Here is a 26,814-nt window from a genome sequence, read left to right on the forward strand (position 1 = left end):
CGAGCACGGGCTCGGCGCTACAAGGACACGGCGCGTGCGATCGTCGACGCTGGCGGATCGGCGCGCAGGCCGAACAGAGGTCGCAGCCAGCGCGAGCGTCGGATCAGCAGCTCGTGGATCAGCAGGCAGCCGCCGACGGTACCGGTCAGCAGCAGGGCCGGTTCCATCCACGGGCCCAGCTGCAGTGGCTTGAGCCAGAACAGCAGGGCGATGATCAGGCTCTGGTGCAGCATGTACCACGGATAGATGGCCTCGGTGCAGTACGGCAGCCAGCGGAACGGGCGATCAAGGAAGACCTTTCCCCAGCCCAGGATGGCCAGCAGCGCGGTCCATACGTACAGCGACTGGGTGGTACGGACCTGCAGGTCCCAGAACGGTTCGGGCCATTGCCGCAGGGGGGAATCGGCCGCCAGCACCTGGCCAAGGATGCGCAGGCCCAGGTACCAGCCGACCGCAGCCAGCGCCAACCACAGGGTGGTGCGGCGCAGGGCGACCACCCGTTCCCAGAACAGTGGCTCGCGACCCAGCAGGTAGCCGGCCAGGAATACCGTGGCGTACTTCGCGTGCTGGTACCAGTCGCCGAGCAGGGCATTGGTGGACGGATAGATCGGCTCCAGCCAGACCACCCAGGCCAGCAGCAGGGCGAACGGAATGCCGATCAGCAGCGTGGGTGAGGCTGCAACGCGTGCCATCGCGCTGCGCACCCCTGTTGTTCCCAGCAATGGCATCAGCAGGGCCAGCGCCAGGGTGTAGTTCCACAGATAGGCCAGGTACCACAGGTGGTTCCAGGTGATGCCGTACTGCCAGCCCGCGAAGCTGCCTTCCGGCCAGGGCCGCACCTGCCAGTAGCGCAGCAGGAAGTGGCCGAAGCCCGGCGCTACATGACCGTTGGCCACGCCTTCGCAGTAAGGCTGGATGGGTACGATCACGAACATGCCAAACAGCAGGGGCAGCAGCAGCTTCCAGGTGCGCAGGCCGGCGAAGCGCAGCAAGCTGCCTTCGGGTCGCATCAGTGCGATGGCGATGCCCGAGATCAGGAACAGCAGTGACATCCGCCAGCGATTGACGAACACCATCGGCCACTGCAGCCATTCGGCCGTGTGCACGCTCTTGAGGTGGAAGCCCCAGTCGTCCACATAGGCCATGCCGGTGTGGTAGAGGATCAGCAGGGCGAAGGCGAACACGCGCAGGGCGTCGATGTCGTGGCGTCGGGTCATGGGGGTGGTGTGCCGGAGAGTCGAGCCAAGGTGACGCTGCCCGGTCCGTGCAGCGACCACCAAGGGGTGGCTGGAACCCGCGCAGTGACCAATGGCGGGGGTGGTGGGACCAGTGGAGCCGCTACCCTCGGTCTCTTGAGGCAGGCTGGAGCACCGCAACGACATGGATGCAGCAATGACCCAGGGCCGACCACCGCGCTGGCGCACGTCAACCCGGCTGCTGGTATGGGCGGCCGTCCTGTCGGCGTCGGCGGTGACCAATGCGCTGGTGGAAGTGATGGATGCGGGCCGACGCGGCGCCGACCTCGGCCTGTGGGAACCGATGATCTGGGAGTTCAGCAGCCTTTGCCTGGTCCTGATGACCCTGCCGTTGCTGTGGTGGGGCTGCGAGCGCTGGCCGCTGCATGCCGATACCTGGAAGCAGTGGTTGCCGCTGTATCTGCTGGCCAGCGTCGGCTGGTCGCTGCTGCACGTGGTGGGGATGATGCTGCTGCGGCACCTGGCGTATGGAGCGCTGGGTTATCGGTACCAGGATGATGCCGGCTGGCTGGAGCGTTTTGCGTACGAATACCTGAAAGATGTACGCACGTTTGCGATGTTCGTGGCACTGGAGCACTTTGCCAGCTGGTTCGGTCGGCGCCGGCAGGGTGAGGCGAGCCTGCTGGCCGAGCCCGACGTCGGCCCGCCGGTGGAGCCGGTCGAGCGCCCCCAGCACTTCCTGGTGCGCAAACTGGGCAAGGAGTTCCTGGTCGCCACTGCGGACGTGGAGTACGCCCAGGCGGCGGGGAACTACGTGAACCTGCGGGTACGCGGCCACGACTACCCGCTGCGGATCACCATGGCGGTACTGGAGCAGCGGCTGGATCCGGGCGTGTTCCTGCGCCCGCACCGCAGCTGGCTGATCCATCGGGGCCAGTTGCGCTCGATCGAGCCGCTGGACGGTGGCGAGGCCCTGCTGCACATGGCCGACGGGGCCAAAGTGCCCTGCAGCCGGCGCCAGCTGCCGCTGCTGCGACAGGCGCTGGGGGCAGGGTGAGGCCCTCATTCCGGGCGCCCCCGGCCTGCGGTATCATTACCAGTCATCTTTTGAATGCATAACCGCCGACATGATCGAACTGAATCCTGTCCGCCAGCGCATCACCGATCTGACCGATCGCGTGCTGTCGCTCCGGGGGTATCTTTGACTACGACGCCAAGAAAGAGCGTCTTGAAGAAGTAACGCGGGAGCTGGAAAGCCCCGACGTCTGGAACAACGCCGAGTACGCCCAGAACCTGGGCCGCGAGCGTTCCAGCCTGGAGAAAACCGTGGGCGGCATCGCCTCGGTGCTCGACGGCCTGAGCGACGCCACCGAACTGCTGGAGCTGGCTGAGTCCGAGCAGGACGAGGACACCGCATTGGCCGTGGTCGCCGACCTGGACAAGCACCAGGCACACGTGGAGAAGCTGGAATTCCAGCGCATGTTCTCCGGCGAGATGGACAATGCGGCCGCGTTCGTCGACATCCAGGCCGGTGCCGGTGGCACCGAAGCCCAGGACTGGGCCGAGATCCTGCTGCGCATGTACCTGCGCTGGTGTGAATCTCGCGGCTGGAAGACCGAGCTGATGGAAGTCTCCGGTGGTGACGTCGCGGGCATCAAGTCGGCCACGCTGCGCGTGGAAGGCGACTACGCCTACGGCTGGCTGAAGACCGAGACCGGCGTGCACCGTCTGGTGCGCAAGTCGCCGTTCGACTCGGACAACCGCCGCCACACCAGCTTCACTTCGGTGTTCGTGTCGCCGGAAATCGACGACAACATCGACATCACCATCAACCCGGCCGACCTGCGTACCGACGTGTACCGTTCGTCCGGTGCCGGTGGCCAGCACGTCAACAAGACCGAGTCGGCGGTGCGTATCACCCACATCCCGACCAACATCGTCGTGGCCTGCCAGACCGGCCGCAGCCAGCACCAGAACCGCGACAACGCGATGAAGATGCTGGCCGCCAAGCTGTACGAGCTGGAGATCCAGAAGCGCAACGCCGAGAAGGACGCGGTGGAAGCCACCAAGTCCGACATCGGCTGGGGCAGCCAGATCCGCAACTACGTGCTGGACCAGAGCCGTATCAAGGACCTGCGTACCGGCATCGAACGTTCGGATACGCAGAAGGTGCTGGACGGCGACCTGGACGAGTTCGTCGAGGCCAGCCTGAAGGCCGGCCTGGCCGTGGGCTCCAAGCGCGTCGATGCCTGATCGACGCGCCTGCGCGGGTATCGTCACCCTCGTGCGCAACGCCGAGGGTGGTTTGTAGAGCCGAGCCATGCTCGGCTGCTTTTCGCGAGCTGGCGGATGCGTCGAGCACGGCTCGACGCTACAAAGGGTAGGACGGGCCGATGATGCGCAGCGAAAGTGAACGCAAGGAACTCGGCGGCTTCCTCAAGGCCTGCCGCGCCCGTGTCGACCCCGCCACGCTCGGCCTCCCGGCCGGACGCCGGCGTACCCCGGGCCTGAAGCGCGAGGAAGTCGCACTGGCGATCGGCGTCAGCGTCAGCTGGTACACCTGGATCGAGCAGGGCCGTGAAGTGCGCGCCTCGCCTGAAGTGCTGGAGCGGCTCGCACAGGTGCTGCGCATGAGCGACGACGAACGCGCCTATGCATTCGCGCTGTCCGGCTACGGCGTGCCGCTGGAATCGCCGGACGAGAGCGTGACCGACGGCCTGCGACAGCTGGTCGAAGCGATGCAGCCGATCCCGGCCTATGTGCGCAACACCCGCTTCGACATCCTGGCCTGGAACCCGGCCATCGCCGATCTGTTCGTGGACTACAGCCAGCTGGCGCCGCATGAGCGCAACACGCTGCGGCTGATGTTCCTGTACCCGCCGTACCGCACGCTGATCCTCAACTGGGAAGAGATGACCCGCGGCCTGCTGGCAGGCTTCCGCGCGGCGATGGCGCAGGCGCCGGACAAGGCGCCGTTCCAGGCGCTGGCGGAGGACATCGCCGCCCACAGCGAGGAGTTCCGCCAGTGGTGGCCGGAGCACGACGTGCGCCGGTTCGATGAAGGTGCGAAGAAGCTGAACCATCCCACGCGCGGGTTGCTGGACCTGCAGTACGTGGCGCTGGTGCCGGAGAGCCGGCATGACCTTTCCCTGGTGACCTACCTGCCGCGTAGGTAGGAGGTTGTTCGGCAGGGCTTGCAGCCCTGCACCTGCAGACGCCGAAGCGACAGCAACAGCAACAGCAACAGCAACAGCGGACTATCCGAGGGATGGCGGGGTGGTGTGGGTTGGCAGGACACGCCGTAAACCCGTCCATGGGGGCTCGATGGCGCCATCCATGGCGCCAACGGTCCTGCCAACCCACACCACCCCACCTCAGACAGATTTCGCGCGGTTGTTGGTAGGTGTCGACCTTGGTCGACACATCTGTCAGATATCGAAAGAAATTCCGGGGTCAGATCCGTTTTCCTACGGAAAACGGATCTGACCCCAAGAGTATTTCCGACAGATCGCAGGAAACCGTCGAAGGCGGGGTGGGTCCGGTTGCGGGGGCGTGAGCGCCATGGATGGCGCGACCGAGGCTACATGGATGTATTCACGCCGTCCCCCGCAACCGGACCCACCCCGCCATCTCATAGGAAACCAGCTCGTGCTGTTGCTTCGGCTGTTGCCGTTGCTTCGGCGGGTGCAGGGCGCAGCCCTGCCAGGACAAGCCACCCATTCAGGCAGGTAAGTGCAGGTCACAGGATAAGCAGACGCCTTGTTGCCTCCGCCAATCGGGTCCACATTCCTGTGCAGGAGACGGGCCACCGCCCGTTGTCGAGACAACAGGAGCCCTGCATGTCCGCTGCCCCCACCACCGCCATTTCCCGCGATCCGGCCACCGGCCAGCAGATCGCCGGCCATCCCTTCGCCACCGATGCCGAGCTGGATGCGATCCTCGATCGCGGCCAGGCCGGCTTCGCTGCCTGGAGCGCCAGCAGCCTCGAACAGCGAGCGCAGGTGTTGCGCGCGATGGCGGGCGTACTGCGCCGTGACCGCGAAAAGCTGGCTGCGCTGGCCACCGCCGAGATGGGCAAGGTGCAGGCCGAATCGCTGGCCGAGATCGAGAAGTGTGCCGTGCTGTGCGAATGGTACGCCGACCACGGCGCGCAGTTCCTGCGCGACGAACCGACCCAGGTGCCCGACGACAAGGCCTATGTGTCCTACCTGCCGCTGGGCGTGGTGCTGGGCATCATGCCGTGGAACTTCCCGTACTGGCAGGTGATGCGCGCGGCAGTGCCGATCCTGATGGGGGGCAACGGCTTCCTGCTGAAGCCGGCCGAGAACATTGTCGGTACCGCGCAGCTGCTTGATGCCGCCTGGCGTGATGCCGGGCTGCCGGAAGGCACCTTCATCGCCGCCAACATCAGCCGCGACGGCACCAGTCGCGCGATCGCCGATGACCGTATCGCGGCAGTGACCCTGACCGGCAGCGTGGCGGCCGGCCGCAGCATTGCCGCCCAGGCCGGGCAGGCGCTGAAGAAGGTGGTTCTGGAACTGGGTGGCTCGGATCCATTCATCGTGCTGGCCGACGCCGACCTCGATGCGGCCGTTGATGCGGCCGTGGCCTCGCGCTTCCAGAACACCGGGCAGGTGTGCATCGCCGGCAAGCGCATCATTGTTGAAGACGCGGTGTACGACCGCTTCGTGGCGCAGTTCTGCCAGAAGGTGCAGGCGCTGACCATCGGCGATGGCCGCGAAGCGGGCAACCGGATCGGACCGATGGCGCGCCAGGACCTGCTGGAGCAGCTGGATGCGCAGGTGCGCGCGTCGGTGGAGGCCGGAGCGCAGCTGCTGGTTGGCGGTCACCAGCTGGATCGGCCGGGCGCGTTCTATGCACCCACCGTGCTGGCCGGCGTGGAGCCGGGCATGCAGGCCTTCGATACCGAGACCTTCGGGCCGGTGGCCTCGATCAGCCGCGCCCGTGATGCCGACCATGCGGTGGAACTGGCCAACCAGAGCGAATTCGGCCTCAGCGGCAACCTGTGGAGCGGCGACCGCGCCCGTGCGATGCAGCTGGCGCGCCGGCTGCAGACCGGCGGCGTGTTCGTCAACGGCTTCTCCGCTTCGGACCCGCGCGTACCGATCGGCGGTGTGAAGAAGAGTGGCTTCGGCCGCGAGCTCTCGCACTTCGGCATCCGCGAGTTCGTCAACGCGCAGACGGTATGGTTCGACAAGCGTTGACGCGCGGCTCTCATCCTTCCTGCAACGATCCACCATCAGTCCAGCGAAAAGGACGGCATTCCAATGTCCAAGGGTTCAGATCTGCTTGTCGCCGCGCTTGAGAACGAAGGCGTTGAGCGCATTTTCGGTATTCCCGGCGAAGAAAACCTCGACGTGGTCGAGTCACTGCGCCATTCCAGCATCGAGCTGGTCATCACCCGCCACGAGCAGGCAGCGGTGTTCATGGCAGCCACCTATGGGCGCCTGACCGGCAAGCCCGGCGTGTGCCTGGCCACGCTCGGCCCGGGTGCGCTCAACTTCACCACCGGCGCTGCTTACGCGCTGCTGGGTGCGTGGCCGGTGATCATGATCACCGGCCAGAAGGGCATCGTCGCCAGCAAGCAGGCGCGCTTCCAGATTGTCGACATCGTCGGCACGATGAAGCCGCTGACCAAGCAGGCGCGGCAGATCGTCTCGGCGCGCACCATCCCGACCATCGTCCGCGAGGCGTTCCGTGTCGCCCAGGAAGAGCGCCCGGGCCCGGTGTTGCTGGAGCTGCCCGAAGACATCGCGGCCGATGAGGTCGATGGCGTGGCGCTGATCCCGCCGCACGCGGTGGACCGTCCCATTGCCAGCCCGGAGGCGCTGGACCGGGCGGCGGAGATCATCCGCAATGCCAAGCGGCCGTTGCTGATGATCGCTTCAGCGGCGTCGCGACCGCAGTCCAGCGAAGCGCTGTCGGCCTTTGTGCTGCGCGCCGGCATCCCGTTCTTCACCACGCAGATGGGCAAGGGCGCGGTGGCCGGCGGTTCGGGCCTGTACATGGGCACCGCGGCGCTGACCGAGCGCGACTACGTGCACATGGCGATCGACCAGGCCGACGTGATCGTGACCATCGGCCACGAGGTCACCGAGAAGCCGCCGTTCGTGATGCGCCCAGGCGGGCCGACCGTGATCCACATCGGCTACTCGCAGGCGGCCGTGGAGCAGGTGTACTTCCCGCAGGTGGAGGTGATCGGCGATATCGGCCGTTCGTTGACCCAGCTGGCCGACCGCATCGAGGGCGCGGTGGCGAATGCCGCTGCACTGCTGCCGCTGCGCGCGACCATCCTTGAGCATCTGGCCGACCGTGCCGAAGAGGCCGGGTTCACCCCGCAGCGGCTGGTGCACGACGTGCGCCAGGTGATGCCGCCGGACGGCATCGTGGCGCTGGACAACGGCATGTACAAGATCTGGTTTGCCCGCAACTACCGCACCCAGGTGGCCAATACACTGCTGCTGGACAACGCGCTGGCGACGATGGGCGCGGGCCTGCCGTCGGCGATCATGGCCTCGATCCTGTATCCGCAGCGGCGGGTGCTGGCGGTGTGCGGCGACGGTGGTTTCATGATGAACAGCCAGGAGCTGGAGACCGCGCGCCGGCTGGGCCTGAACCTGGTGGTGCTGATCCTCAACGACGGTGCCTACGGCATGATCCGCTGGAAGCAGGCGGTGGATGGTTTCACCGATTACGGCATGACCTTCAGCAACCCCGATTTCGTCAAGTACGCCGAGGCCTACGGCTGCAGGGGGCACGAGGTGACGGCGATCGAGCAGTTCATCCCGACGCTGGAGGCGGCCTTCAACGAGGGCGGGGTGCACCTGGTGTCGGTACCGATCGATTACTCGGAGAACCAGCGGGTGCTGGTGGATGAGCTGCGGCAGGCGTTCCCCGGAACCCGGTAAGGCCGGAGCACGGCCGGCCGATCCGCCCGGTAGGTGTCGACCTTGGTCGACACGCAGAGCGCCAACCAAGGTTGGCGGCTACCGGGCCGGGGCCGGGGCAGGGCGGTTTTGGTATGCTGGGCAACCGGCTGTGCCGGGCGCAGCATCCCCCCTCACTACACGATTCCCGCAGATCCATGAGCGAAGCTACCGATACCCCCCCCGTCGACGAAAACAAGTTGATCGCCGAGCGCCGTGAGAAACTCAAAGCGCTGCGTGGGCAGGGCATCGCGTACCCGAACGACTTCCGTCGCGAGGACTTCGCCGGCCGCCTGCAGGAAGAATTCGCCGATGCCGAACAGTGGACCGCCGAGGCGCTGGAAGGCAACGGCCGCCAGGTGAAGATGGCGGGCCGCCTGATGGCCAAGCGCATCATGGGCAAGGCCAGCTTCGCGCAGATCCAGGACGAGTCCGGCCGCATCCAGCTGTTCCTGCAGGGTGCCGTGCTGGGCGATGCCTACACCGCCTTCAAGGGCTGGGACGTGGGCGACATCATTGCCGTTGAAGGCGGCCTGACCCGAACCAAGACCGGCGAGCTGTCGGTCAAGGCCGAATCGATCCGCCTGCTGACCAAGTCGCTGCGCCCGCTGCCGGACAAGTGGCATGGCCTGGCCGACGTCGAGCAGCGTTACCGCCAGCGTTACGTCGACCTGATCGTGACTCCGGAGTCGCGCGCGGTCTTCATCAAGCGCTCCAAGATCATCCGCGCCATGCGCGCGTGGCTGGACAACCGCGACTTCCTGGAAGTCGAGACGCCGATGATGCATTACATCCCCGGCGGCGCGGCGGCCAAGCCGTTCACCACCCACCACAATGCGCTGGACCTGGACCTGTACCTGCGCGTGGCGCCGGAGCTGTACCTCAAGCGCCTGACCGTGGGTGGCCTGGAGCGCGTGTACGAGATCAACCGCAACTTCCGCAATGAAGGCGTCAGCACCCGCCATAACCCGGAATTCACCATGATGGAGCTGTACGAGGCCTATGCCACGTACAACGAGATCATGGATCTGACCGAAGGCGTGATCCGTGACGTGGCCAAGGCGGTCAACGGCGGCACCGAGGTGGAGTGGGACGGCGCGAAGATCGACCTGGGCCCGGCGTTCCGCCGCTGGCGCATGGACGAGGCGGTGCGCCACCACAACCCGGAAATCTCCGCAGCGGACTGCACCGACCGTGACGCGCTGCTGCGCCATTGCGAGCGCCTGAAGATCCGCGTCAAGCCGTCCTACGGCTGGGGCAAGCTGCTGCTGGAGATCTTCGAGGCCACCGTCGAGCACACCCTCATCCAGCCGACCTTCATCACCGACCACCCGGTGGAGGTCTCGCCGCTGGCCCGTGCCAACGACAATGATCCGGGCTACACCGACCGCTTCGAGCTGTTCGTCAACGGCAAGGAGCTGGCCAATGGCTTCTCCGAGCTGAACGACCCGGAAGACCAGGCCCAGCGCTTCCAGGCCCAGGTGGCCGCGAAGGAGGGTGGCGACGACGAGGCCATGCACTACGACGCCGACTACATCCGTGCGCTGGAGTACGGCATGGCCCCGACCGGCGGCCTCGGCATCGGCGTCGATCGCCTGGTGATGCTGCTGACCGGCAGCAGCTCGATCCGTGACGTGCTGCTGTTCCCGTACATGCGTCCGGAGCAGTAAGTCGTCTTTTTGACTCCTGATTGTGCGCGCCGTCGCGAAACGAGACGGCGCGATTGACGCCTCCCGCACTCGGCGTATCGTTATTGCACTACCTTGACGCCTGTTATGGCTTGATCGGCGCCAAGGGGAGTGCACAGTGTGGAGAGCCCGCTTCACAATGTGATGACGATCATGAACCGGGACGCATGACACGGGAGTCAGGCCGATGCAGGGTGCGAGCGTTCGCAGCGGCAGAGTATCCTCGCCTGCTGATGATCCAGCATGGTCGAAAAACCAGGCAGAGTACGCGTTGAACATCGTCATTGTTGACGACCAGACTTCCGCCCGGACGATGCTGCGTCACGTCATCGAGGACATCGCGCCGGAACTGAGCGTGTATGACTTCGGCGATCCGCTGACCGCATTGGCGTGGTGCGAAGCGCATCCGGTCGACCTGCTGCTGCTCGATTACCGCATGCCGGAGATGGACGGGCTGGAATTCGCCCGCCGTTTCCGTCGCCTGCCCAAGCACCGCGACATTCCGGTGATCCTGATCACCGTGGTCGGCGACGAGCCGATCCGGCAGGCGGCGCTGGAAGCGGGTGTCATCGACTTCCTGGTCAAGCCGATCCGTCCGCGCGAACTGCGTGCGCGCTGCTACAACCTGTTGCAGCTGCGCCAGCAGACCGAGAACGTAAAGCAGCGGGCGTTGTCGCTGGAGCAGCGCCTGCTGGCCAGCATGCATGAAGTCGAAGAGCGGGAGCGCGAGACGCTGTCGCGGCTGGCGCGCGCGATCGAGTTCCGTGATGCCGGTACCAGCGCCTACCTGGAACGCATGGCGCGCGTGGCGGGCTTGATCGCCGACCAGCTCGGGCTGCCTGAAGAAGAGGTGCGCCTGATCGAGATGGCCGCGCCGCTGCACGACATGGGCAAGATCGCCATCCCCGATGCAGTGCTGCTCAAGCAGGGAAAGCTCAACGAGGAGGAGCTGGCGATCATGCGCCGGCACCCGCGCATTGGCCATGAACTGCTGAGTGGTAGCCAGAATCGCTTCATCCAGGTTGGCGCATTGATCGCACTGCGTCATCATGAACGCTACGACGGCAGTGGCTATCCCGATGGGCTGGTCGGCGATGCAATTCCGCTGGAAGCGCGCATCGTGGCCGTCGCCGATGTCTTCGACGCCCTGATATCACCCCGTCCGTACAAGGAAGCATGGACCATGGAAGCCACCCTGGCTTATCTCTACGCCCAGCGTGGCCGTCTGTTCGATCCCCGATGCGTGGACGCGCTGCTGCGCGGCCGCGAACAGTTGGACCAGATCTGCGCCGAGCATTCGATGGCGTCCGCGCGCCCGGGGCTGGGCGCGTGAAACGGCTGTTGTCGCAGCTGCGGCTGCGCCTGTCCCAGCGCCAGGACAGTGAGCACGGCCAGCAGATCGTCCGCATTGTCCTGATCAGCCTGATCCTGGCCTACGTGCTGTTGCCGGCGCCGCGCCACGATCTGCCGCACGCGCAGTACGTGGGCGTGCTGGCCATCGTACTGACCGGCCTGAGCCTGTCGCTGCTGCTGTTCGGTTGGCTGTTGTGGCGGCCGGCGCGTTCCGATCCACGTCGCGTGCTGGGCATGCTGGCCGACTACGGCCTGATCGCTGCCGGCATGGTGCAGATGGGTGAGCCGCTGGCGTGGGTCTACATCGTGGTGATGTGGGTGACGGTCGGCAACGGCATGCGCTTCGGCAACCACTACCTGTACGTGGCGGTGGCAATGGCGATGGCCAGTTTCGGTTGCACCGTGCTGCTGACCCCGTACTGGCAGCAGAATTTCCGCCTGGCCATCGGCCTCTGGCTCGGCCTGGCTGCGGTGCCGCTGTATTTCTCGACACTGCTGCGGCAGCTGACCGAAGCGATGGCCGAGGCGCGTCGCGCCAGCGAGGCCAAGAGTCGTTTCCTGGCCAATATGAGCCACGAGTTCCGCACGCCGTTGAACGGCCTCAACGGCATGACCGAAGTGCTGGCGACCACGCGCCTGGATGACGAGCAGCGCGAGTGCCTCAACACCATCCAGGCATCGTCGCGCAGCCTGCTGGCGCTGGTGGAGGAGGTGCTGGACATTTCGGCCATCGAGGCGGGCAAGCTGCGCGTGGTAGCCGAAGACTTCGCCGTGGCCGATGTGATCCAGGCGATCGGGCTGATCCTGTTGCCGCAGGCCAAGGCCAAGCGCCTGGATTACCGGGTGAAGGTGGCCGACGGCGTGCCGCCCCGCGTGCGCGGCGATGTCGGGCACCTGCGGCAGATCCTGCTGAACCTGGCCGGCAATGCGGTCAAGTTCACCGACCAGGGCCGGGTCGAAATCCGTGTCAGCGTGGTGCAGGCAGATACCAGTGGCGCGGTGCGGCTGCGCTTCGACATCCTCGACACCGGCATCGGCGTGGCCCCGGCCATGCGTGCTCGGCTGTTCGACGCCTTCGAGCAGGCTGACGTCAGCATGGCGCGCCGCCACGAAGGCACCGGCCTGGGTACGACCATCGCCAAGGGCCTGGTCGAAGCCATGGATGGCGACATCGGCTATCTGGAAAACCCGCCGCGCGGCAGCCACTTCTGGGTCGAGTTGCCGTTCGCGCCACCGCAGCCGTTGGTGCCGGGCGCGGTGCCGAGCCTGACCGGCGACGAGGATGTGGGGCCTGGCGGCAACGTGATCGCCTTTGCCGATCCGTTCCTGCGCCATCGCGCCCGCGTGCGCAGCATGCAGATCCTGGTGGCCGATGACCACGAGGCCAACCGCATGGTCCTGCAGCGTCTGCTGCAGAAGGCTGGCCACCGCGTGCTGTGCGTGGATGGCGGTGAGGCGGTACTGGATGCGCTGGCCGACAGCGAATTCGACGCGGTCATCGTCGACCTGCACATGCCGGGCATGAGCGGGCTGGACATGCTCAAGGAGCTGCGGGTGATGCAGGCCGGTGGCGGGCCGCGCACGCCGGTGCTGGTGCTCAGCGCCGATGTCACGCCCGAGGCGATCCAGCGTTGTACCCAAGCCGGCGCGCATGCGTTCCTGGCCAAGCCCGTGGTGGCGGTGCGCCTGCTCGATACCCTGGCCGAGATCGCCAGCAACGCCCAGTTGAAGACCATGGCCGCGCCGGTGGTGCGACCGATGGCGCTGCAGGATGGGGTGCTCGACAGCAGCGTGCTGGACGAGCTGGCCTCGCTGGGCATGGGGGAGGGCTTCGAACGTGAGTTCATCCGCCAGTGTCTGGAGGACGTGGCGAGCTGCATGGGCAAGGCCGAGCAGGCCGGCGAGGCCACGCAGTGGGATGTGTTCCGCGAACAATCCCACGCGATCAAGGGCGTGGCCAGCAACCTCGGCCTGATGCGCGCGTCCAATCGTGCCGGCGAGCTGATGCGGATGGCCGACTGGCAGCTCAAGACCGAATGGCGTCCGCGCCTTGGCATCCTGCAGGAGGCGATCAAGGAAGGCCGGCGCGCGCTGGAGGCACGGGCCGAACGCCGACTGCGCGGCACTGCTGATGATGGTGAGGCGCGCTAGGGTTTGATGGTTCGTCGCGCGAGTCCGAGAATCCGTTGTGCCGCTGATTTCGCTGTGCGCAGTATCCGGGCGAGGGCGTTTGACGCGCCCCTTGGCTTCTGATCGGAGTCGGACGGCTGACGTATCGATTCCCGATGTGTCAGCAGCAGGGTTTGCGGGTGCGGCTGGCGTTGGCCCCCCTCTACATACCAGCGGATCAAGGTGTGATTCGGCGCGTCGTACTCGATGCCTTCAACGAAGTACTCGGACATGCGTGGGTAGCGTTCCAGCAAGGGCCCGAGGTGGGTCTTCATCCATGCCAGGAGATCCATGTGAAAAGCACGCCAGGGCTCTCCATAAGGTGATTCGGCAGTGGTTGCCGAAAGGCCCAGAGCGTTGATGCAGAAGCTGAGCAGGTGGACAGCGTCCAGGCTGGGGCATTCACGGATGCTTGAGAGCATGCGTCCGGCGATGTGCTCCTGGAACTGCCTTCCTGCGGCCGACGCACGAATGGGGTGCGAGAACAGGTGTTCCCAGATGAGCGAGAACTGGATTTTTGTGGCCGAAGCCTGCGGGGCCTTCATCTCTGCGGCTGACTCGATCAATGAGAACGCCATGGCTTCGATATAGCTGATTGCCGGCTCCCCTCGTCCTGTCGATGGAAGCGGTGTCTCCGGAAGCTGGGCGATCAATCTGCCAATGAACTGCAGCTCCATTTCGACACGTTGGTAGGGCTCGCTCCGGAACGTTACAGGCTCCCTGATCTGTGCAAGGTCGGAGGTCTGGCGTTCAATGAAGAAGCGTGCCCAATGCAGTGCGTGGGGAGGTTTCGGCCACGGATTATCCATCCATGCTGCGTGCGCCAGGGATACCAGGCCGAGATAGGCGCGCCACTGGGGGAGGCTCAGTCTGACTGCAGACCCCTCGCGTGGAGCCAGCAGGTCTGAGGAGTAGTCGAGTAGCGCGCGGTTGCAGACGAGTGCGGAAGATGCCGGGTGAGGGGGCGCCTCATCATCGATGTCATTTGCGGGGAAGTAGTCCTCGTTGTAGAGGAACGATCCATCGAGTCTGATTGCTTCAGCAACCAGATTCTCTGCAAAACGGATGGCGGCGGGATGTGGCCGATCAGTGGATGGGATTTCCCTGAAGAATGCAGGAATGGCGGTCGGGCACTCAACTACGATGGTGCGACAGAAGTTCCGATCCTTGAATCGATGGGCGATTCGCTCTGCGCATGCGTGCACGGATTTTTCGTTGCTGGGCGCTGTTTCCGGTGCATGCAGGTGGCGAGCGATCGCTCCCATGGAGCGACCTAGTTCCTCGACCAGTACTGAAATTTCATCTGGCCGTCCGCGATCGATGATCTTCTGGACGGCCTCGGAAAAGCGGTTTGCGTTGGCGGCACTGAATCGATTCGATGATGAGAACGCCGCGATTGTCCAGGCGATCAATGTGGCGAAGAACACGGCAGCAAGAGCGGCCTGCCAGGTCTCGGGAGTGAGCAATGATCCGGCGATGACCGGCCGGGATGTGGCGCGCCACCAATCGGTGAGGAGAGTAAGGCAGCCCACCGAGATCATCGCAATCATCGCGAACTTCTCGACGTGAATTCTCGCGGTTGCGACGCGGAATCGATACCTCACGTCGAATATGGTCCAGACCAGAAGGAGCAACGCCAATCCCGAGAGAAACTCCGGGAAGCCGAAGAGGCGAGGGGCATCACTTCTGAGATGAATCCACTGGATTCCAGCACCGAACAAGCAACTGAACATTGATCCCTTCTTGCAGCCTCGACGGCTCCATTGCCATCAGCGGGATTATCGGTGTTCATCTTGCGTGCTGGATAGGCCCGAGGTTCGTTGTTCTGCCGGCCGGTCCGGCTGAAGTTGTTGCACCCATAAAAAAAGCCCGGTGGCCAACCGGGCTTGAACCCATCCTGGGGGAGGGATGAATCAGGCCGCGTCGAGGCTGGCGCGACGGGTCTGGGCCTTGATCAGGCGATCCATGGTGCGCAGCGAGCGGTCGCCGAGAGCCAGGGCAGAATCGACCCATACCTTGGTGATCTCCAACAGTTCGTCGTAGCTGACAGGCTGGGCAATGCCGCGCGCGGCGTTCATCGCCAGATAGGACTGCGGGGTGCGCTGCTGTTGGCGGATCAGTTCCTCGACCGCCGCGCGGCCTTCACCCTTCTTTACCAGCACGTCGACCACGCCCATCGCATGCATTTCCTCGGCGCTGTAGACCCGGCCGTCGAGGATGATCTTCTCGGCCAGGTGCGGCGATACCCGGCGGCACAGGAAGGAGTAGGCGCCCATGCCCGGGAACAGGCCGAACAGAACCTCGGGCAGGCCGAGGCCGCTGCCTTCCTCGGCGACGATGGTGTGGCAGGCCAGGGCCATTTCCAGGCCACCACCGAGGGCGTCGCCCTGGATCAGGGCGATCGAACGGACATCGCCGCCGAACCCGGTATGCAGGTGGTGCACACCCTCCACGCAGCGCTGGGCGTAGTTCAGCAGGAGGTCGCGGTTGCCTTCGCGGATCAGGCGGGTGAACAGGTCCAGGTCACCGCCCAGGTTGTAGGCGACGGCGTCGGAGGCCAGCACGAAATGCCGCAGGGTGCCGCTGTGGCGCTCGGCAGGGCTGCGGGTGATGGCCGCCATGTAGCTCCACATCTCGTCGAGCATGTCCTTGCGGCAGCAGGGACGGATGCCGGTGGCGGCATCGGCATGCATGAACAGCCAGTGGGCAGCGCCGTCGGCACTGTCTTCGGTACGGATGGTGGCAAAAGGCGAGCCGCTTGAGGGCAGCTTTTCGATGGTACTCATGGAAGGGTCCTCGGCATGCGGCCCGCAGTGTCAGGTGGGTGGCCGGCGGGCCGAACGGTCCACACACGCGGCGATGCTACACCGGCTCAGGGGCGTCGCATGCGAAAGGGCCCGGGACGTTTCCGCCCCGGGCCCTGTGCCGTTCAAATTGCCGGAAACCCTTACTGGGCGGGCGTATCGCGGAGTTCGCGACGGAGGATCTTGCCGACATTGGTCTTCGGCAGTTCCTTTCGGAATTCAACGATTTTGGGGTGCTTGTAGCCGGTCAGGTTGGCCCGGGCATGCTCCTTGACCATTTCGGCGGTCAGGTTCGGGTCCTTCTTCACGATGACTACCTTCACCACCTCACCGGACTTCTCGTCCGGCACGCCGACCGCGGCCACTTCGAGCACGCCCGGCATCATCGCGATCACGTCCTCGACTTCATTCGGGTACACGTTGAAGCCGGACACCAGGATCATGTCCTTCTTGCGGTCGACGATGTAGAAGAAGCCCTGTTCATCCATCTTCGCCATGTCGCCGGTGTGCAGCCAGCCGTCGGCGTCGATGGTCTTGGCGGTTTCCTCCGGGCGCTGCCAGTAGCCCTTCATCACCTGGGGGCCCTTGATGCAGAGCTCACCGACCTCGCCCAGCGGCAGGATCGCGCTGTTGTCGTCCTTGATGCAGGCGTCGGTGGACGGAATCGGCAGACCGATCGAGCCGTTGTACTCGGTCAGGGTGAGCGGGTTGATGCAGGCCGCGGGCGAAGTCTCGGTCAGGCCATAGGCCTCGACCAGGGTCACGCCGGTGACCTTCTTCCAGCGCTCGGCCACGGCGCGCTGCACGGCCATGCCGCCGCCCAGGGTGACCTTCAGCGAGGAGAAGTCGACCGTGTCGAAGCCGGGGGTATTGAGCAGGCCGTTGAACAGCGTGTTGACGCCGGTGATGGCGGTGAAGCGCACCGACTTGAGCTCCTTGACGAAGCCCTTCATGTCGCGCGGGTTGGTGATCAGGTGGTTGCAGCCACCGAATTTCATGAAGACCAGCCCGTTCGCCGTCAGCGCGAAGATGTGGTACAGCGGCAGGGCGGTGATGATCCACTCCTTGCCCATCTCGATGCCGGACGCACTGATCCAGGCCGAGGCCTGCTGCATGTTGGCGATCAGGTTGCGGTTGGTCAGCATCGCGCCCTTGGCGACGCCGGTGGTGCCGCCGGTGTATTGCAGGAACGCAATGTCGTCGTGGTCGATCTCGACCTTGGGCAGGCTGTGGCGGCTGCCGAGCTTGAGCGCCTGGCGGAAGCGCACCGCGCCCTTGAGATGGTAGTTGGGCACCATCTTCTTGATGTACTTCAGCACGAAGTTGACGATCACGCCCTTGGCACCGAGCAGGTCGCCCAGGCCAGTGGTGATCACGTGCTTGACCGGCGTATCGGCGATGACCTGCTCGACGGTGTCGCCGAAGTTGTCGACCACCACCAGTGCGGTCACGCCGGCATCGACCAGCTGGTGCTTGAGCTCGCGGGCGGTGTACAGCGGGTTGACGTTGACCACGGTCAGGCCGGCGCGCAGCACGCCGAAGGTGGCCACCGGGTACTGCAGGCAGTTGGGCATCATCAGGGCGACGCGGTCACCCTTCTTGAGCTTGAGCTCACCCAGCAGGTAGGCCGCGAACTGTTCGACCAGCGCGTCGGTCTCGCCGTAGGTGAGGACCTTGCCGAAGCTGGAGTAGGCGGGACGGTCGCGGAATTTCGCGACGGAAGCGTCGAAGACCGAAGCTACCGAATGGAACTCGTTGACGTCGATCTCGGCGGGAACGCCTTTCGGATAGCTCTGCAGCCAGGGACGATCCAGACTCATATTCCCCCTCCAGGAATCGTGATGTATTAGGTTCCGGCCCTGAGCGTATCGACAATGGCCGGTCATTGCAGCATACCCCGCCGTAGGGAAAACGCGAAGAGGCCCCGAAGGGCCTCTTTGCCTGGTAGTGCCGGCCGCTGGCCGGCATCTGCAGCAACCGCGATGTCGGGCAATGCCGGCCAGCGGCCGGCACTACCCTGGCCCGGGGCGGGCCGTCTGCGTCAACCCTGCTTGCGTACCGGTGCGCCGTTGGCCTTGTAGTACGGCGCGGTGCTGCGGGCCAGCGGGGTGCGGCCGCGGATCACGTCGGCCAGCTTCTCGGCCATCATGATGGTCGGCGCGTTGAGGTTGCCGGTCACCACCTGCGGCATGATCGAGGCATCGACGATGCGCAGGCCTTCCAGGCCGTGCACGCGACCCTGGCCGTCGACCACTGCCATCGGGTCATCGGCATGGCCCATCTTGTTCGAGCACGACGGGTGGTAGGCGGTCTCGGCATGCTCGCGCACGAACGCATCGATCTGCGCATCGGTCTGCAGCGCGCTGCCGGGGGAGATCTCGCGGCCGCTGTACGGTGCCAGCGCCGGCTGCGCGAAGATCTCGCGGGTGATGCGGATCGCCGCACGGAACTCGCGCCAGTCCTGGTCGTGCGACATGTAGTTGAACAGGATGCTGGGATGTTCGCGCGGGTCCTTCGAGCGCACATGGATGCGACCGCGGCTGGGCGAGCGCATCGAACCGACGTGCATCTGGAAGCTGTGCGCCTTGATCGGGTTGGAGCCGTTGTAATTGATCGCCACCGGCAGGAAGTGGTACTGCAGGTTCGGCCAATCGAACTCGGCGTCGCTGCGGATGAAGCCACCGGCCTCGAACTGGTTGCTGGCGCCGATGCCGGTGCCCAGGAACAGCCACTCGGCACCGATGGCCGGCTGGTTGTACAGCTTCAGTGCCGGCGCCAGCGACACCGGCTTCTTGCACTCGTACTGCAGGTACATTTCCAGGTGGTCCTGCAGGTTGGCGCCGACGCCCGGCAGGTGGTGCACCAGGTCGATGTCCAGGCTGCGCAGCAGGTCGGCCGGGCCGACACCGGAGCGCTGCAGGATCTGCGGCGAGGCGATGGCGCCGCCACACAGCAGCACTTCGCGGCGGGCGGTGGCACGCTGCGGCTGCTCGTTGTGCAGCCACTGCACGCCCACGGCGCGCTTGCCCGAGAACAGGATGCGGTCGGTCAGCGCGTGGGTGACGATGGTCAGGTTCGGGCGCGGCTTGGCCAGGTCCAGGTAGCCGCGGGCGGTGCTGGAGCGACGGCCCTTCGGGGTCACCGTGCGGTCCATCGGGCCGAAACCTTCCTGCTGGTAGCCGTTGAGGTCGTCGGTGCGCGGGTAGCCGGCCTGCACGCCGGCTTCGACCATCGCAGCGAACAGTTCGTTGTTGCCGGCCTTCGGCGTGGTCACGCGCAGCGGGCCTTCGCCACCGTGATAGTCATTGGCGCCGATGTCGCGGGTTTCCGCCTTGCGGAAGTACGGCAGGCAGTCCAGGTAGGTCCAGTCTTCCAGGCCCGGCATGCTGGCCCAGTTGTCGTAGTCCATCGCGTTGCCGCGGATGTAGCACATGCCGTTGATCAGCGACGAGCCGCCCAGGCCCTTGCCGCGGCCGCAGTCCATGCGGCGGTTGTTCATGAAGGGCTCGGGATCGGTCTTGTACGCCCAGTTGTAGCGCTTGCCCTGCAGCGGGAAGGCCAGTGCCGCCGGCATCTGGGTACGGAAGTCGAGCCGGTAGTCCGGGCCACCGGCTTCCAGCAGCAGCACGCTGACATCGGCATCTTCGGTGAGGCGGGTGGCCAGCACGTTGCCGGCCGAACCGGCGCCGATGATGATGTAGTCGTACTCGTTATGGGTGCTCATGGGTGTCTCCTGCAGGCCGGGGCGCGCTGCATGCAGGCGTCCCGGCGGGATGTCGGATCGGCGCGGTGGCCGGACGAGGGGGCGTGCTCGCGGCGCGCCGGTCAGAACACGCTGGCGTAGTCGCCCAGCTCGACCTGCACCGACTTGATGCGGGTGTAGTGGCCGAGGGTGGAGATACCGTTCTCGCGGCCGACGCCGGACTCCTTGTAGCCACCGACCGGCATTTCGGCCGGCGATTCGCCCCAGGTGTTGATCCAGCAGATGCCGGCTTCCAGGCGGTGGATGATGCGGTGGGCGCGGCTGACGTCCTTGCTGACCACACCGGCGGCGAGGCCGAAGGTGGTGTCGTTGGCGCGGCGCACCACTTCGTCTTCGTCGTCGTAGGCGAGGATGCTCATCACCGGCCCGAAGATCTCTTCCCGGACAATCGTCATGTCATCGCGGCAGTCGGAGAACACGGTCGGCAGCACGTAGGCGCCGTTGGCCAGCGCGCCTTCGGTGGCACGGCCACCGCCGGTCAGCAGGCGGGCGCCTTCGGCCTTGCCGCTTTCGATGTAGCGCAGCACGTTTTCCATGTGCGGGAAGCTGGTCAGCGGGCCGAAGTTGGTCTCGGCGGCCATCGGGTCGCCGATGCGGATGCGCTTGACGCGCTCGACAACGGCGGCTTCGAACGCGGCCAGCATGCTGCGCGGCACGAACACGCGGGTGCCGTTGGTGCAGACCTGGCCGGAGCTGAAGAAGTTGGCCATCACCGCGATGTCGGCGGCGCGGTCGAGGTCGGCGTCATCACAGATCACCAGCGGCGACTTGCCGCCCAGCTCCATGGTCACTTCCTTCAGCGACGAGGAGGCCGCGCTGGCCATCACCTTCTTGCCGGTGGCGACGCCGCCGGTGAAGGAGATCTTCTCGATCACCGGGTGCTCGGTCAGCCACTGGCCGATCTCGCGGCCCGGGCCCTGCACGACGTTGAACACGCCAGCCGGCACGCCGGCTTCGGTGTAGATCTCGGCCAGCCGGATCGCGGTCAGTGGGGTGACTTCGGACGGCTTGAACACCATCGCGTTGCCGGCGGCCAGCGCCGGGGCCGACTTCCACATGGCGATCTGGATCGGGTAGTTCCAGGCGCCGATGCCGGCGACCACGCCCAGCGGCTCGCGGCGGGTGTAGAAGAAGCTCGATTCGCGCAGCGGCAGCTGGATGCCTTCGATGGCGGTGGCCAGGCCGGCGTAGTACTCGACCACGTCGGCACCGGTGACGATGTCCACGGTGGTGGTTTCGGCCAGTGCCTTGCCGGTGTCCAGCGTTTCCAGGTGCGCCAGTTCATCGTTGCGCTCGCGCAGGATCTCGACGGCGCGGCGCAGGATGCGCGAACGTTCCATGGCGGTCATCGCCGCCCACACCTTCTGGCCTTCGGCCGCGCTCTGCACGGCGCGTTCGACGTCGGCCTGGCTGGCGACCTGCACTTCAGCGATCACTTCACCGGTGGCCGGGTTGACGGACTTGAAGGTCTTGCCGCTGGTGGCGTCGACCCGCTGGCCGTGGATGTAGAGCTGTTGGACGGGCAGGGTGGTCATGGGGCGTACTCCTTGGAAGGGGGCGGGTGCTGAAGCGCTTATAGCGCGACAGCCTGCAACTGGAAGTCGATGTAGCCGTAAGCGATGCGCCGGGACTTCTCGGCGTTGAACTGGCCGCCGACCAGGCTGCCACGCAGCCACAGGCCGTCGATCATCGCGGCCAGGCCGCGGGCGGCCAGGCGGGCCTGCGGGTGGGGCAGCAGGCGGTTGAACTGGTGGCACAGGTTGGAGAACAGGCGCTGGTCGTTGGCGCGCTGCAGCCGGGCCAGTTCCGGCTGGTGCATGCTCGCGGCCCAGAAGGTGAGCCAGACGCGCATCGCGGTGCCGTTGATCTGGCTGTCGTCGAAGTTGCCATCGACGATGGCGCGCAGCTGGTCGCGCGGGTCGTCGCCGACGTCGGCGCGGTAGCGGGCAACGGCGTCCTTCAACTCGCGCAGGATCTGCCGCATTGCAGCATTGAGCAGGCCGTCCTTGTCGCCGAAGTAGTGGGCGACGATGCCGCTGGACAGCCCTGCCTTCTTCGCGATGGTGGCGACGGTCGCATCGGCCATGCCGATCTCGTCGATGGTCTGGAAAGTGGCCCGGATCAGCTGTTCGCGCCGTACCGGTTCCACGCCTTTCTTCGGCATTGTCTCTCCACGGATTGCGACCCGAAGGATCGGGCTGCCCGCCATTATGCTTTTTATTGATTGAACGTTCAATCAATAAACCCTAGGATGCGCTCGCGCCCCACGCCATGGGCCCGGTTTACCGGTCCGGCCCCGCCCATGTGCTCCCTCGGACTTGATGAGACGACCCCATGTCTTCCCTGGCTCATCCCAAGCGTTCGCCCCTGCGCTTGAACCGTTTTGTCTTCTTCAGCTCCTCGGTGTCGATCGGCATCCTCGGGCTGCTCACCGTTCTCTATCCCGAAGGCAGCGAGCACTGGCTGCAATGGGCGCAGGCCGAGGTGTCGGCTGCGTTCGGCTGGTGGTACATGCTGCTGATCGTGCTGTGCCTGGGCTTCGTGCTGTGGCTGGCGTTCTCGCCGTATGGCCGCATCCGCCTGGGCCACAACGAGGAATCACCGGCCTTCGGCTACGTCGCCTGGGTCTCGATGCTGTTCTCGGCCGGCATCGGCATCGCGCTGCTGTACTACGGCGCCTACGAGCCGCTGGACCACTTCCTGCATCCGCCCGGGCAACCCGGCGGGACCGTGGCCGCCGGCCGCGAGGCGATGGTGCTGACCTTCCTGCACTGGGGCCTGCACGGTTGGGCGCTGTACGCGCTGGTCGGCGTGGCACTGGGCTACTTCGCCTACCGCCGCGACCTGCCGCTGGCGCTGCGCTCGGCGCTGTACCCGATCTTCGGTGAGCGCATCCACGGCCGCATCGGCGACATGGTGGATGGCTTCGGCATCCTGGCCACGCTGATCTCGATGGTGACCAACCTCGGCATCGGTGCGCTGGTGGTGCAGTCCGGCCTGGTCTACCTGTTCCACATCCCGGATACGCCGCAGGTGCTGGTCGCGATCGTGCTGGTGATGATGGTGGTGGCCACCATCGGCGTGGTCGCTGGTGTGGAAAAGGGCATTGCCTGGCTCTCCAACCTCAATGTGCGCCTGCTGTGTGGCCTGCTGCTGTTCGTGCTGATCACCGGCCCGACGCTGCACCTGTTCGACGGCCTGATCCAGAACACCGGAGATTATCTCGGCGCGTTCGTGCGCAAGAGCTTCGACATGTACCTCAACGACCCTAAGGGCCGTGAGTGGATGGGCTCGTGGACGCTGTTCTACTGGGCCTGGTGGATCGCCTGGGCGCCGTTCGTCGGTCTTTTCGTGGCGCGCATCTCGCGTGGCCGCACCATCCGCGAAGTGATCATGGGCGTGCTGCTGATCCCGCTCGGCTTCACCCTGGCGTGGCTGTCGATCTTCGGCAACACCGCCATCGACCTGGTGCTCAATCACGGCCAGGCGATCCTGGGTGACGTGGCCCAGCACGATGCGGCGATGACGCTGTTCAAGCTGCTGGAGTACCTGCCCGCCGCGCCCTACGTGGCCGGCGCCGCAGTGGTGATCGGCTTCGTGCTGTTCCTGACCCCGGTCGACTCGGGCACGCTGATGATCGCCAACCTGTGCACCCGTCGCGTTGATGATGGCGTCGAAGATGGCCATGACGCGCCGATCTGGCTGCGCGTGTTCTGGGCGGCCGGCATCACCGTGGCCAGCGTTGGCCTGCTGCTGGCCGGCAATTTCAGTGCGATGCAGACGGCGGTGGTGCTGTGCGGCCTGCCGTTCTCGTTCACCCTGGCGTTCTACATGTGGGGCCTGCTGAAGGCGCTGCGCACCGACCCGGACGCCCCGCGCCGCTGATCGGGCACCCGGCATCTATCCCGATGCCGTCGGTGACGCAGTAGAGCCAGGCCATGCCTGGCTGTGGAGAAACAGGAAGGGCCGGATCCGCGAGGATCCGACCCTTTTGTTGGGTAGTCGACTAGCAGTCGACTCTACCGAGAGCGCAGCGTTACTTGCTGGCCAACTGGCGCAGCACGTACTGCAGCAGGCCGCCATGACGGAAGTACTCGACTTCCTTCGGGGTCAGCAGCATCACCGAGACCTCGAAGGTCTTCTTCGTGCCATCGGCCTTGGTCGCGGTGACCGTGGCACGCTTGCTGGCACCGTCCTGCAGGCCGGTGATGTCGATCGTTTCCGAGCCGTCCAGGCCCAGGCTCTGCGCGTTCTCGCCGTTGCGGAACTGCAGCGGCAGCACGCCCATGCCGACCAGGTTGGAGCGGTGGATGCGCTCGAAGCTCTCGGCGATGACGGCCTTCACCCCCAGCAGCAGGGTGCCCTTGGCCGCCCAGTCACGCGACGAGCCGGTGCCGTACTCCTTGCCGGCCAGCACCACCAGCGGCACCTTGTCGGCCTTGTACTTCATGGCCGCATCGTAGATCGCCAGTTTCTCCGGCTGGCCACCGCCGGCCGGGTAGTACAGGGTGTTGCCACCTTCCTCGCCACCGAACATCAGGTTCTTGATGCGGATGTTGGCGAAGGTGCCGCGGACCATGACGTCATCGTTGCCGCGGCGGCTGCCGTAGCTGTTGAAGTCGGCCGGCTGCACGCCGCGCTCCTGCAGGAAGCGGCCTGCCGGCGAGTCCTTCTTGATGTTGCCGGCCGGGGAGATGTGGTCGGTGGTGATCGAATCGCCGAACAGGCCCATCACGCGTGCGCCGTGCACGTCGTCGATGCTGCCGGTCTGCATGGTCATGCCATCGAAGTACGGCGGATTCTTGATGTACGTGGAGGCATCGCTCCACTCGTACAGGTTGCCGTCCGGTGAGGCGATGGTGTTCCAGCGGGTGTCACCCTTGAACACGTCGGCGTAGTTCTGCTTGAACATCTCCGGGCCGATGGTGGCGGCGATGACATCGCCGATTTCCTTGTTGCTCGGCCAGATGTCGCGCAGGAACACCGGCTGGCCATCGCTGCCGGTGCCCAGCGGCTGGGTGGTCAGGTCGATGTCGGTGGTGCCGGCGATGGCGTAGGCCACCACCAGCGGCGGGCTGGCCAGGTAGTTCATTTTCACTTCGGGGTGCACGCGGCCCTCGAAGTTGCGGTTGCCGGACAGTACCGAGGTGACGACCAGGTCGCCGGTGGCGATGCCGGCGCTGACTTCGGTCGGCAGCGGGCCGGAGTTGCCGATACAGGTGGTGCAGCCGTAGCCGACAACGTAGAAGCCGATCTTCTCCAGCTCCTTCAGCACGCCGGCCTTTTCCAGGTAATCGGTGACCACGCGCGAGCCCGGCCCGAGCGAGGTCTTCACCCACGGCTGGCGGTTCAGGCCCTTGGCCGCCGCGTTGCGGGCCAGCAGGCCAGCACCGATCATCACCGCCGGGTTGGAGGTGTTGGTGCACGAGGTGATGGCAGCGATGACCACCGCACCGTCCTTCAGCCGCACCTTGCGGCCTTCGGTTTCGATATCGGCGTAGCCCTTGGCCAGCTGCTCATTGCCGACTGCTGCGCCGCCGCCTTCGTTGACGAACGAGGAGACGTCATCGCTGCGCTTGTCACGATTGGTGGTCAGGCCGACCAGTGCTTCGCGGTAGTTCTTCTGCACGTCTTCCAGAAGCACGCGGTCCTGCGGACGCTTGGGGCCGGCCAGCGAGGGCTTCACCGTGCCCATGTCCAGTTCCAGCGTGGTGCTGTACTGCGCGTGCGGGCTGTTGGCGTCGTGCCACAGGCCCTGTGCCTTGGCATAGGCCTCGACCAGATCGATCTGCTCTTCGCTGCGGCCGGACAGGCGCAGGTAGTTCAACGATTCGGCATCGATCGGGAAGATGCCGCAGGTGGCGCCGTATTCGGGGGCCATGTTGCCGATGGTGGCGCGGTCGGCCAGCGGCAGGTGCTGCAGGCCGTCACCGTAGAACTCGACGAACTTGCCGACCACGCCCAGCTTGCGCAGCATCTGGGTGACGGTCAGCACCAGGTCGGTGGCGGTGGCGCCCTCGGGCAGCTTGCCGGTCAGCTTGAAGCCGACCACCTGCGGGATCAGCATCGACGACGGCTGGCCCAGCATGGCAGCTTCGGCTTCGATGCCGCCCACGCCCCAGCCGAGCACGCCGATGCCATTGATCATGGTGGTGTGGCTGTCGGTGCCGAACACGGTATCGGGGTAGGCCACCGCCTTGCCATCCTTGTCCGCGGTCATCACCACGCGGGCCAGGTTCTCCAGGTTCACCTGGTGGACGATGCCGGTGTTCGGCGGCACCACCTTGAAGTTGTCGAAGGCCTTCTGGCCCCAGCGCAGGAAGCCGTAGCGTTCCTGGTTGCGCTGGAATTCGATCTTGCCGTTGAGGTCCAGCGCGTCGGGCTTGCCGAACACATCGACCTGCACCGAGTGGTCGATGACCAGTTCGGAGGGGATCTGCGGGTTGATCTGCTCAGGCGAGCCGCCAAGCTTGACCACCGCATCGCGCATCGCGGCCAGGTCGACCACGCAGGGCACGCCGGTGAAGTCCTGCAGGACCACGCGCGCCGGCATGAAGGCGATCTCGGTGTCCGGCTCGGCCGCCGGGTTCCAGCGGGCCACGGCTTCGATGTGGTCCTTGCCGACGGTGATGCCGCCATCCTCGTGCCGGAGCAGGTTCTCCAGCAGGATCTTCATCGAGTAGGGCAGGTGGGAGATATCGAAGCGCTGGCCCAGCGTGGGCAGGCTGAAGTAGTCGTAGGTCTTGCCGCCGACGTTCAGCTGGCTGCGGGTGGAGAACGAATCGCTCATGCGGGGTAACTCCTTCTTGCGGATGGCTTGCTCTGGCCCGTGCGTTGACGGGCCTGCTTGCGGTCGCCGCGGACCTGGCGGCCCCGGTGGTCCCAGTATGAACC

At 65.6% G+C, this 26,814-nt stretch carries 17 protein-coding genes; 9 read left to right on the top strand and 8 right to left on the bottom strand.

Annotated elements, in window-relative coordinates:
• Window positions 1-17: 17 nt before the first annotated feature.
• Window positions 18-1,217 carry an acyltransferase family protein gene (locus EGM71_RS09550; protein WP_188489453.1) on the bottom strand — a complete coding sequence of 400 codons (1,200 nt, stop codon included), beginning with the start codon at window positions 1,215-1,217 and terminating at the stop codon, window positions 18-20.
• Between the two features lie 175 nt (window positions 1,218-1,392).
• Between EGM71_RS09550 and EGM71_RS09555 the strand changes: the two genes are divergently transcribed.
• From EGM71_RS09555 to EGM71_RS09590, 8 genes are all read left to right on the top strand, one after another.
• Window positions 1,393-2,253: a LytTR family DNA-binding domain-containing protein gene (locus tag EGM71_RS09555; RefSeq protein WP_188489455.1), complete on the top strand. Its 861-nt coding sequence runs from the start codon at window positions 1,393-1,395 to the stop codon at window positions 2,251-2,253.
• 70 nt (window positions 2,254-2,323) lie between these two features.
• Window positions 2,324-3,449, top strand: a protein-coding gene (gene prfB, locus EGM71_RS09560; RefSeq protein WP_157721524.1) for a peptide chain release factor 2 whose coding sequence is annotated in 2 segments (ribosomal slippage) — window positions 2,324-2,398 and window positions 2,400-3,449 — 1,125 coding nt in all. Because the reading frame shifts where the segments join, the coding sequence is not laid out codon by codon here.
• A 140-nt stretch (window positions 3,450-3,589) separates the two neighbouring features.
• Window positions 3,590-4,372 carry a helix-turn-helix transcriptional regulator gene (locus EGM71_RS09565; protein ID WP_188489457.1) on the top strand — a complete coding sequence of 261 codons (783 nt, stop codon included), beginning with the start codon at window positions 3,590-3,592 and terminating at the stop codon, window positions 4,370-4,372.
• Window positions 4,373-5,035: 663 nt separating this feature from the next.
• The gene (locus EGM71_RS09570) at window positions 5,036-6,421 is read left to right on the top strand and encodes an NAD-dependent succinate-semialdehyde dehydrogenase (protein WP_188489459.1); all 1,386 of its coding nucleotides are present in this window, start codon (window positions 5,036-5,038) and stop codon (window positions 6,419-6,421) included.
• A 63-nt stretch (window positions 6,422-6,484) separates the two neighbouring features.
• Entirely contained in the window at window positions 6,485-8,125 is a 1,641-nt protein-coding gene (locus EGM71_RS09575; protein WP_188489461.1) for an acetolactate synthase large subunit, read from the top strand.
• 176 nt (window positions 8,126-8,301) lie between these two features.
• Entirely contained in the window at window positions 8,302-9,813 is a 1,512-nt protein-coding gene (lysS, locus tag EGM71_RS09580) for a lysine--tRNA ligase (RefSeq protein WP_019338545.1), read from the top strand.
• A 205-nt stretch (window positions 9,814-10,018) separates the two neighbouring features.
• The gene (locus EGM71_RS09585; protein ID WP_014037069.1) at window positions 10,019-11,164 is read left to right on the top strand and encodes a response regulator; all 1,146 of its coding nucleotides are present in this window, start codon (window positions 10,019-10,021) and stop codon (window positions 11,162-11,164) included.
• The gene (locus EGM71_RS09590) at window positions 11,161-13,335 is read left to right on the top strand and encodes a response regulator (protein WP_188489463.1); all 2,175 of its coding nucleotides are present in this window, start codon (window positions 11,161-11,163) and stop codon (window positions 13,333-13,335) included. Before EGM71_RS09585 ends, EGM71_RS09590 begins: the two co-directional genes overlap by 4 nt.
• On the opposite strand, the gene EGM71_RS09595 is transcribed toward EGM71_RS09590, so the two are convergent.
• The 6 genes from EGM71_RS09595 to betI all read right to left on the bottom strand — a co-directional run bounded on the left by EGM71_RS09595 (window position 13,332) and on the right by betI (window position 22,084).
• Window positions 13,332-15,086 carry a hypothetical protein gene (locus EGM71_RS09595; protein ID WP_188489465.1) on the bottom strand — a complete coding sequence of 585 codons (1,755 nt, stop codon included), beginning with the start codon at window positions 15,084-15,086 and terminating at the stop codon, window positions 13,332-13,334. The two genes, EGM71_RS09590 and EGM71_RS09595, sit on opposite strands and share 4 nt — an antisense overlap.
• Window positions 15,087-15,266: 180 nt before the next feature.
• A complete protein-coding gene (locus EGM71_RS09600; protein ID WP_188489467.1) occupies window positions 15,267-16,139 on the bottom strand; it encodes a crotonase/enoyl-CoA hydratase family protein in 873 nt (290 codons plus the stop codon).
• 161 nt (window positions 16,140-16,300) lie between these two features.
• Window positions 16,301-17,977, bottom strand: a complete 1,677-nt coding sequence (locus EGM71_RS09605; protein ID WP_188489469.1) for a long-chain fatty acid--CoA ligase — start codon at window positions 17,975-17,977, stop codon at window positions 16,301-16,303.
• A gap of 221 nt (window positions 17,978-18,198) precedes the next feature.
• Window positions 18,199-19,881 (bottom strand): choline dehydrogenase, encoded by a 1,683-nt coding sequence (betA, locus tag EGM71_RS09610; RefSeq protein WP_100441723.1) that lies wholly within the window; start codon window positions 19,879-19,881, stop codon window positions 18,199-18,201.
• 101 nt (window positions 19,882-19,982) lie between these two features.
• On the bottom strand, window positions 19,983-21,455 hold the full coding sequence (gene betB / locus EGM71_RS09615) for a betaine-aldehyde dehydrogenase (RefSeq protein WP_053449653.1): 1,473 nt from the start codon (window positions 21,453-21,455) through the stop codon (window positions 19,983-19,985).
• A 38-nt stretch (window positions 21,456-21,493) separates the two neighbouring features.
• The gene (betI, locus tag EGM71_RS09620; RefSeq protein WP_049455864.1) at window positions 21,494-22,084 is read right to left on the bottom strand and encodes a transcriptional regulator BetI; all 591 of its coding nucleotides are present in this window, start codon (window positions 22,082-22,084) and stop codon (window positions 21,494-21,496) included.
• Between the two features lie 170 nt (window positions 22,085-22,254).
• Here betI and EGM71_RS09625 point away from each other — a divergent pair, with 170 nt between their 5' ends.
• A complete protein-coding gene (locus tag EGM71_RS09625) occupies window positions 22,255-23,805 on the top strand; it encodes a BCCT family transporter (RefSeq protein ID WP_088025862.1) in 1,551 nt (516 codons plus the stop codon).
• A gap of 151 nt (window positions 23,806-23,956) precedes the next feature.
• Here EGM71_RS09625 and acnA read toward each other — a convergent pair whose 3' ends face one another.
• Window positions 23,957-26,710 (bottom strand): aconitate hydratase AcnA, encoded by a 2,754-nt coding sequence (gene acnA / locus EGM71_RS09630; RefSeq protein ID WP_188489471.1) that lies wholly within the window; start codon window positions 26,708-26,710, stop codon window positions 23,957-23,959.
• Window positions 26,711-26,814: the final 104 nt, after the last annotated feature.

This window comes from Stenotrophomonas maltophilia, assembly GCF_006970445.1.
In the GTDB taxonomy this organism is placed as follows: domain Bacteria; phylum Pseudomonadota; class Gammaproteobacteria; order Xanthomonadales; family Xanthomonadaceae; genus Stenotrophomonas; species Stenotrophomonas maltophilia_AU.